At 60.0% G+C, this 8,674-nt stretch carries 6 protein-coding genes; 4 read left to right on the forward strand and 2 right to left on the reverse strand.

The window, feature by feature from the left end; translation table 11 throughout:
* Window positions 1–3: 3 nt before the first annotated feature.
* Window positions 4–1,257 (reverse strand): ABC transporter substrate-binding protein, encoded by a 1,254-nt coding sequence (locus NA8A_RS08180; RefSeq protein WP_009756446.1) that lies wholly within the window; start codon window positions 1,255–1,257, stop codon window positions 4–6.
* Between the two features lie 258 nt (window positions 1,258–1,515).
* Here NA8A_RS08180 and NA8A_RS08185 point away from each other — a divergent pair, with 258 nt between their 5' ends.
* Complete coding sequence (locus NA8A_RS08185; protein WP_009756447.1) at window positions 1,516–2,550, forward strand: LacI family transcriptional regulator; 1,035 nt, start codon at window positions 1,516–1,518, stop codon at window positions 2,548–2,550.
* A gap of 146 nt (window positions 2,551–2,696) precedes the next feature.
* On the opposite strand, the gene NA8A_RS08190 is transcribed toward NA8A_RS08185, so the two are convergent.
* Window positions 2,697–3,284 (reverse strand): TetR/AcrR family transcriptional regulator, encoded by a 588-nt coding sequence (locus tag NA8A_RS08190; protein WP_009756448.1) that lies wholly within the window; start codon window positions 3,282–3,284, stop codon window positions 2,697–2,699.
* 157 nt (window positions 3,285–3,441) lie between these two features.
* Here NA8A_RS08190 and NA8A_RS08195 point away from each other — a divergent pair, with 157 nt between their 5' ends.
* The 3 genes from NA8A_RS08195 to NA8A_RS08205 all read left to right on the forward strand — a co-directional run bounded on the left by NA8A_RS08195 (window position 3,442) and on the right by NA8A_RS08205 (window position 8,327).
* Complete coding sequence (locus NA8A_RS08195; RefSeq protein ID WP_009756449.1) at window positions 3,442–4,611, forward strand: efflux RND transporter periplasmic adaptor subunit; 1,170 nt, start codon at window positions 3,442–3,444, stop codon at window positions 4,609–4,611.
* On the forward strand, window positions 4,608–7,700 hold the full coding sequence (locus NA8A_RS08200) for an efflux RND transporter permease subunit (protein WP_009756450.1): 3,093 nt from the start codon (window positions 4,608–4,610) through the stop codon (window positions 7,698–7,700). The genes NA8A_RS08195 and NA8A_RS08200 overlap by 4 nt, the downstream gene beginning before the upstream one ends.
* Window positions 7,701–7,910: 210 nt before the next feature.
* A complete protein-coding gene (locus NA8A_RS08205; RefSeq protein WP_009756451.1) occupies window positions 7,911–8,327 on the forward strand; it encodes a DUF4168 domain-containing protein in 417 nt (138 codons plus the stop codon).
* Window positions 8,328–8,674: the final 347 nt, after the last annotated feature.

Raw genomic sequence — 8,674 nt, forward strand, 5'->3', positions numbered from 1 at the left:
ACCCTATTGCGCGGCGGCGACAGCGTTCTTCAGTTCCTCGACCGCTTCCTCGGAGGTAAGCTCACCGTTGAAATGCTGCGTGACCACGTCGTTGATGGCGTTCTTCACCGCAGCCGGGGCACCGTGGCCATGCGCCATGGAGCCGAAGAGCGTGCCGCTGGAATTGGCTTCGGCCAGATCCTTCATGCCCTTCTTGCCGCAATCGTCAAAGGCGTCGTTCGGCACGTCGGTGCGTGCGGGGACCGAGCCCTTGACCACGTTGAAGGCCGACTGGAAGACCGGGTCCATGACGGCTGAGGCCATCATCTTCTGCGCTTTCTGCTTGTCCTCGCCGACCTTGAACATGACGAACTGGTCGGAATTGAAGGTTACCGCACCCTGCGTACCGGGGAAGCGGATGCAGACGAAATCCTCACCGGGCTTCTTGCCGGCCTTCAGGAATTCACCCTTGGCCCAGTCGCCCATCATCTGCATGCCACCCGAACCTTCGATCACCATGGCGGAAGCAAGATTCCAGTCCCGGCCGGAGAAATTGTCATCCACATAGGTGCGCAGCTTCGCCATGCGGTCGAAGGCTTCCTTCATCTTGTCGGAGCCAAGCGCTTCGGGATCGAGATCGTTGAGGGCGGATTTGTAGAAATCCGTGCCGAGCGACAGAACCACCGCCTCGAACACGGTCGCATCCTGCCAGGGCTGGCCGCCATGGGCGAGCGGGGTGATGCCATTTTCCTTCATCTTGTCGAGAACGGCGATCAGCTCGTCCCAGTTCTCCGGCGCCTTGCCGCCGGCTGCATCGAGCGCGGCCTTGTTGATCCACACCCAGTTGGTGGAGTGGACATTGACCGGTGAAGCGATCCAGTTGCCGTCATATTTGGAGAAGCGCTGCAGGGCGGCCGGCACGACATCGCCCCAACCTTCCTGATCGGCCACGTCGTTCAGGTTCGCGACCACACCTTCCTTGGCCCAGTCGAGAATGTCGAAACCCAGCATCTGAACGGCGGTCGGGGCGTTGCCGGCCGTGACGCGCGCGCGCAGTGCGGTCATGGCGGCTTCACCGCCGCCGCCAGCAACCGGCATGTCCTGCCAGGTCACGCCCTTTTTCTCCAGGTCTTCCTTTAAGACGTTCAGCGCCGAAGCCTCGCCGCCGGAGGTCCACCAGTGCAGAACCTCCACCGTGTCCGCAGCAACTGCGTTGCCGGCGGTGACGGAAAGCATGGCGGCACACGCCGCAAGCGCGGCGACTTTACGAGTGATCATGATAATCCTCCCAATGGGATCGCTTGCTCCTCTGCGATCTATCTATTTATAACGTTATAAATCCGGGTTAGGTCAATCAGATTCTCATCCGGGCAGCGGGAGGAGACAAGGCATTGATTATAAATGTTTTATCTGTAAATCAGTCCTATCGGCCAGTGGCCATTAGACTAATTTATAACGATTGAAATGACAAAAACCGACCAATCCGGGCACGGACCATCAGCCGGAACGGCAGGCAGCGAGACAGGACCGAAGGGGGTGAGGGAGCGGCCGACGCTGCGCACCATCGCCGAACTGACGGGGCTGGCCGTAACGACGGTTTCACGCGCGCTTCTCGATGCGCCGCAGATCGCGCTTGAGACGCGCCAGCGTGTGCAGCGGGTTGCCCGCGAAGTCGGCTATCAGCCGGACCGGGCGGCGCGCCATCTGCGCACCGGTCGCACCAATGTCATCAGCGTGGTGCTGGATCCCCATGACGAGTTGTTAGGTTTTTCGACGTCGATCATCCGCGGCCTGACACAGGCATTGCGCGATACCTCCTACCACCTCGTCATCACCCCGCATTTCGCAGAGACATCCTCCATCGAGCCGATCCGCTATATGCTGCGCAACCGCATGGCCGATGGGGTGGTGTTCTCGCGGACCGAGCCTTTCGATCCGCGCGTCGAACTGCTTCTGGAAAATGACTTTCCCTTTGTTTCCCACGGCCGCACGCTGATGGGGAAGACGCATCCCTTTGTGGATTACGACAATGCAGCCTTTTCGCGCCTTGCCGTGGAGAGACTGGTTTCAAAGGGCAGGCGACGGCTGGCCCTGATCCTTCCCCCGGAGCGCTTCACCTTCCATCGCTATCTGCGTGACGGGTTTCTGGAAGCCGTTCATGCGGCAGGTGTCGAGTGGGAGTTCCCGATCGAAGTCAATCTCGATTCCAGTTCGGCGGAGCTCTATGCCTGGTTGCGTGACCGACTGGAACACAGATCCGCCCCCGACGGTTTCGTCTGTGCGGGCGAGGTGTCGGCACTTTCTATCATGGCGGCGCTGACTGACCAGGGCATCACCATCGGTGAGGATGTCGACCTTGTGGTCAAGCAGACGACCCTTCTCTACGACGAGGTGCGCCCGCGCATCGATGCCGTCTACGAGGATATCGCCCAAGCCGGCGAATTGCTGGGACGCCTGCTTGTCAGGCGGATCGCCGGTGAGGATCTCTCCGGCCTGCAACATCTGCAACAGCCCATACCGCGCTTTGCCGACCTGCCGCACGGCGCCCGCTCGGCTCTTCGAACGAGCTGAGCATCGCGCAGCCGCGCAAACGCCGGAATGGCCCACGACTGAGAGACTGCCGCAAAGGGACCTCCCTTGCAGAACGTAAACGCTCTATCTTTCCGCTTCCTGCATTGATGCGAACGTCAGGTCAGCCCACCTGGCTGCAAAATACTCTAGCCCCCGGCCGCCACTCCGCAGCAAGTACCGTCGGCTTCATCCAGAAGCTTGCGCAAGGCATTGATCACCGAAGTGGTGTCGTTATCGTCCACCACCTCGATGTTGAGAAGCTGCATGGCCCTGATGCCGTGAATCGCCAGAAGGGCGATCATGGCGAGTTCCGGAGCATTCGTTTCGGCCTTCATGCGCTTCAGCACTTCGCATTCATAGTGCTGGACAGGTTTCAGGAAGTTTGGGTTTTCGGCAAGAGCTGCAAGAAGCCCCGTTGGCGGCGGCTCACAGCGCATGCGTTCCTGATCGAACAGGTCGATATAGGCCCGCGCGACGCTGTTGCGTGCACCAAGGGTTTCCAAAGCCTTCTGCCGGTCCTGGAAACAGACATGTTCCTGATTGACGAACTGCTCCACGGCAGCTTCCAGAAGCCTGGCCTTGCTGGAAAAATGGTAGAGCAAGCCGCCCTTGGAAACACCGGCGCGCGCGGCCACGGCTTCCAGGGTGATGTTGCCCGCGCCAGATTCCCTAGCAATCTCGGCTGCGGCTTCGAGTATCTTCTCTCGCACACTCAGGCGGTTCTTATCATTCATTATCATTCCACCTTGACATTACCGTCCGGACGGTACAGTAAAGCGGCGTTTCATTGCAAGGCCCATACGCGGCCATCGCGCGCGCAACCCAGCAGTCGCCATTTGCGCCACATCTGACTAGACTGGTTATTTTTTACGCCTTCGGGGTACTGACGATATGATCAAGCGTCTTCTTATCGCCATCGTTCTGCTTGCGCTCATCGCAGGCGGCATAGTCGGCTTCAACCTGTTCCGAGACAATGCGATCGAACAGTTCTTCGCCAACATGCCTGCTCAGACGATGACCGTTTCCACGGTTACGGTGGAAAAGAACAAGTGGAATCCAACCATCGAGGCAATCGGCACGGTGAATGCCATTCGCGGCGTCGACCTGACGGTGGAAGCCAACGGCATCGTGACGGAGGTCCTGTTCTCGGCAAACCAGAAGGTTGCCAAGGATGAGCTGCTTCTGCAGCTCGACGACCGGGTGCAGCAAGCCGATCTGGAAGCACAGCGCACCCAGACCGAGCTCAACAAGACCACGCTCAAGCGTGCGCAGCAGCTCCAGGAGCGCGGCGTAGGCTCGAACGTCACGCTCGATGAAGCCCGTGCTGCGGCCACGGCCTCCGAAGCGCAGGTCGAGAAGCTGCAGGCCGTGCTGGAGCAGCGCCAGTTGCGCGCGCCCTTTGCCGGCACGATCGGCATTGCACGTATCGATGACGGCCAGTATCTGACGCCCGGCACAATCGTGGCCACCTTGCAGGATCTCAACACGATGCGCGCCGACTTCACCGTGCCCGAGCAGCAGCTCGGCTATCTGAAGATCGACGGCCCCATTCGCGTGACGGTCAACGACCAGGACATGGAATTCGCCGGCAAGATCGTGGGTATCGATCCGAAGATCGATCCGTCGAGCCGTCTCGTGTCCGTGCGCGCAGAGATCGCCAACCCCGAGGGACGCCTGACACCCGGCCAGTTCGCACGGGTGAAGGTCGAGCTTCCCGAGGAGGACGGCATTATCGCCGTGCCGCAGACGGCCCTGATCACCAGCCTTTACGGCGATCACGTCTTCGCCGTGCGCGAGGTCAAGGACAAGGATGGCGCTTCGGCCGAGGCCGAGAAGAAGCTCGAGGCACGTCAGGTCTTCGTTACGGTTGGCCGCCGCGTCAACGGCGACGTCGAGATCATCAAGGGGCTGGAGTCCGGTGACATCGTCATTACTGCCGGCCAGAACCGCCTCTCCAACGGAACGCCCGTGAAGGTCGACAACAAGGTTAATCCGGCTGCCGATCCAGCTGAAAGCCCGGCAGAAAACGAGGCCGGGAAGGCCGAGGCAGACGCCAAATGAGTTTTTCCGACATCTTCATTCGCCGGCCGGTTCTTTCGACCGTGCTCGGCCTCCTGATCCTGCTGCTCGGGTTCCAGGGTCTGTTCAATCTTCAGGTGCGTCAGTATCCGGAGGTCGAGGAGACCGTGATCACCGTTACGACGGTTTATCCCGGCGCCAGCGCAGACCTGATTCAGGGCTTCATCACCGCTCCGATCGCGGCTGCCGTCGCCACCACGGAGAATGTCGATTACGTCACCTCTCAGAGCCGTCCTTCGTCGAGCACCATCAGTGTCCAGATGAAACTTGGCTCCAACCCCGACGTTGCGTTGACCGAGGTCATGTCCAAGGTCCAGCAGGTGCGCAGCCAGCTGCCGGAAGATGCCGAGGATCCGACCATCGTCAAGGGCACGGGCATGCAGTTCGCCACCATGTATCTGGCGATGCAGAACCCGAACATGTCCGATGAGCAGCTGACCGAATATATCGACCGCGTCATCCGTCCCCGCATGTCGACCATTCAGGGCGTTGCGGATGTGCAGTTGATCGGCGCGGCTGAATATTCCATGCGCGTGTGGATCGACCCGGTGCGGCTTGCCGCCCGTCAGCTGACCGCCGCCGAAGTGCTTGCCGGTATCCGGGCATCGAACTTCCTTGCCGCTCCTGGCAAGACGAAGAACGAATATGTCGCCTATGCGATTGCCATGGAATCGACCCTTCAGACGCCGGAAGCCTTCGGTGCCCTGCCGATAAAGGCGTCGGGCGACGAAGTGGTGCGCCTGCGCGATGTGGCAAGCATCGAACTGGCTGCCAAGAGCACTGACACGATCGTCAGCATCAACGGCCAGTCGGGCACCTTCCTGGGTATCTTCCCGTCGCCGGCCGCCAACCCGCTGGACATGGCATCGGCGGTGACCGACGAGCTGCCCGCCATTCAGGCGAGCTTGCCCGAAGGCATGACCATCGATCTGATGTATGACGCAACGGACTCCATCAGCGCCTCCATCGAGGAAGTCTTCAAGACGATCATGGAAGCGGTGATCATTGTTATCTTCGTCATCCTTCTGTTCCTCGGTTCCTTCCGCTCGGTTCTGATGCCGATCGTGACGATCCCGCTGTCGCTGATCGGCGTGTGTTTCGTGCTGTTCGCGCTCGGCTACTCGATCAACCTTCTGTCATTGCTCGCCATGGTTCTGGCCATCGGCCTCGTGGTGGACGATGCCATCGTCGTGGTGGAGAATATCCACCGCCATATCGAGGAAGGGTTGACCCCACGCCAAGCCGCCTTTGTGGGCATGCGCGAAATTACCGGCCCGGTCGTCGCGATGACGATCACTCTTGCCGCCGTGTTCGCGCCGCTGGCATTTACCGGCGGTCTGACGGGTTCGCTGTTCCGCGAATTCGCCATGACGCTCGCCGGCGCAGTGGTGATTTCCGGTATCGTCGCGCTCACCATCACGCCGATGATGTCGGCGCGCATCCTGAAGGCAGGCGAGGGAAGCCGTTTCCAGCATTTTGTCGACACCACCTTCGAGCGGCTGGCCAATTTCTATGAGAGGCTTGTCGGTGGTTCGCTGAAATATCGGCCTGTAACGGTTCTGATCGTTATCGTTCTGATGTCGCTGACCGGCTTCATGTTCATGAAGACCTCCAGCGAGCTGGCGCCGGAAGAGGACGAGGGCGTGCTGTTCTCGCTCGTCAACGCGCCCTCCTATGCGACATCGAAATACACCGAGCTCTACACGACGCAGATGCGCGAACTCAGCGAGGATATTCCCGAACTGAAGACGCAATTCTCCATCGTCGGCTTTGGTGGCGCCACCAATTCGGCCATTGCCCTGTGGGCCTTCAAGGACTGGTCGGAACGCACGCGCTCGCAAAAGGAAATCCAGCAGGATATCCAGGCACGGCTTTCCAATGTCGCGGGCGTGGAGGCTTTCGTGTTCGCACCGCCTTCGCTGCCGGGAACGGGCGGCGGATTGCCGATCTCCGTGGTCATCCAGTCGACCGGCGATTCAAGCCGCGTCTACGAGGTGGCCGAAAAGATCAAGGCGGAAGCCCAGGCGTCCGGCCGCTTCATCGTCGTGCAGAACTCGCTGGCCTTCAATGCCCAGCAGGTGACCGTGACGGTGGACCGCGACCGTGCTGCGGCGCTGAACCTGCCGGTGAGCGATATCGGAACAACCCTCGGCCTTCTGGTCGGCGGTTCCTCCATCGCCGAGTTCGACCGCGATTCCAACAGCTATGACATCATCATGCAGGTTCCGGAGGAATACCGGAACAATCCGGAAAAGCTCGGCGAGTTCTTCGTGCGCAGCGCCACCGGCGAGATGGTGCCGCTGTCGGCGGTGGTGAACATCACGACCGAGGTGACCGCCTCGGCCATCGAGCAGTTCAACCAGCTCAACTCGGCAACAATCTCCGCACTGCCTCTGCCTGGCGTTTCGACTGGCGATGGTCTGCAAACCATCGTCAACATCGCCAACCAGCAGATTCCCGACGGCTTCTTCATCGAGTATTCGGGCCAATCGCGGCTCGAGGTGGAGCAAGGTAACACGATCCTCATTGCCTTCGCGCTCGCCGTCGTCGTCATCTATCTGGTGCTGGCGGCGCAGTTCGAGAGCTTCCGCGATCCGTTCATCATCATGATGACCGTGCCCCTGTCGATCTTCGGTGCCGTTCTGCCGCTCAACATCGGTCTGTCGACGCTGAACATCTATACTCAGGTCGGTCTGATCACACTCATTGGCCTGATTACCAAGCACGGCATTCTGATGGTGGAGTTCGCCAATCAGCAACGTGAGGAGCACGGCCTGTCGCGTATGGAAGCCATTATCGCATCGGCCAAGGTTCGCCTTCGCCCGATCCTGATGACCACGGCAGCCATGGCGCTCGGCGTTGTCCCGCTGATCACGGCATCAGGCGCCGGTGCGGCGGCGCGCTTCTCGATGGGTCTCGTGATCTTTACCGGCCTCATCATCGGCACCATGTTCACGCTCTTCGTTGTGCCCATGTTCTATAGCTTCATCGCCCATGAGCATGTCGCACAGGAAGAAGATGATATACCGGTGAAAAAGACACCGCCGGCAACGGCGGCAGCGAGCGAGTAACCTGCCCCCTCGCGAAAAGGCCCCGCACAAGTGCGGGGCCTTTTTCTTTGCGGTCCTGGGCGCTGCACTCATTTTTTATGTTTTGGGGCAACCGGAATTGATCCGGCTTTCCGATGTTCGCGGATTTTTCCGCCACATTGTTCGGTTCCCGTGCGGGCAGGGTGATCCTTGGGGGGCGGGTTCAAACGCATTGGAAGGAAAGGAAACGCCATGATCTACCGGAGAAAGTCACGCACCGTCGCAGTCGCATTTGCCATGGCAACAGGCGTAGCCTTCATCACGCCGGCCGTTGCCCAGGATGCGGCCCCGCAGCCGGCACCTGCCGCGCCCGCGCAGTCCCCCAGCCAATCTTATGACGACCAGAAGCTGGAAGCCTTCACCGTGGCCTTCCTGGCCGTGAGTGACATTCAGCAGGAATATTCCTCGAAATTCCGCCAGGCACCGGACGACGGCAAGAAGCAACAGATTCAGACCGAGGCCACCCAGAAGATGGAAAAGGTGGTGAACGACACCAACGGCATATCGGTGGATGAGTACAACCAGATCATTCAATCGGCTCAGACCGACGAGGCTCTTGCACAGAAGCTCAACGGAATGATCGGTCAGGCTTCCCAGCAAAAGCAATAGACTCTCAAGCGCCGTGCGCCCTACCGGGCGCACAAAGGGCGCTCTGTCCTTTAATTTCCGGGTATTCATGCGGGTATCGAGTGGTTCTCCCCGACTGCAGAATGCCCAGGTCCGCAAGCGCTGATGGGTCGGCGCCTCACGAGGAGACATTGCCCGAATGCCGACCCTGCGGTTGCCCTGACGGTTCGCCGCAAGACGGAGCTTCGCATTCCGCGGCGTCTCTGTCGAGATAGCGAAGCTCTTTGCGGGCTAATTATGAACCGGCGAACTTTTTTTTCGGAGAGAAGCCTGCAGTTCTGCAGGCATGGGAGGATGCACGGAGCTCTAGGCTCCAGACTCAATTGATC

The sequence above is a fragment of the Nitratireductor indicus C115 genome, from assembly GCF_000300515.1.
Taxonomy (GTDB): Bacteria; Pseudomonadota; Alphaproteobacteria; order Rhizobiales; family Rhizobiaceae; genus Nitratireductor; species Nitratireductor indicus.